Source organism: Hungatella sp. SL.1.14, assembly GCF_024460495.1.
Taxonomy (GTDB): Bacteria; Bacillota; Clostridia; order Lachnospirales; family Lachnospiraceae; genus Hungatella; species Hungatella hathewayi.
On sequence record NZ_JANFYJ010000310.1, the window covers coordinates 1 to 303 of the forward strand.

Annotated in this window: 1 pseudogene; it reads right to left on the reverse strand. The window is 48.2% G+C overall.

The features are described 5' to 3' along the window. Positions 1 to 177: 177 nt before the first annotated feature. Positions 178 to 303 (reverse strand): annotated as a pseudogene (locus NE473_RS33330) (carbohydrate ABC transporter permease); the annotation flags it as partial.

Consider the following 303-nt stretch of genomic DNA (forward strand, 5'->3'; position numbering starts at 1 on the left):
CAGATACCATGCGCTGGTGGTTTCGGCTGCCACCGTATTCATGTGATTTTGAACAAACACGATGACAAACTTGACGGATTGGAGGAAATATGCTTTATGGAAAAACTTATTACGCGAAAAGAAGCAGCAGAAATTTTGGGTATCAGCATTGCAACGCTGGACGCGGCCCGTAACAATGATACCATCGATTCTGGCCGCCTCGCAGAGTTCATCCGGGATTCCCTGGTAGAACTGTCTCATCATGAACACGCCAAAGGCAGAGAATGCCTGGAGGCAGATGATTGCCAGATGCGTATCGTTCAG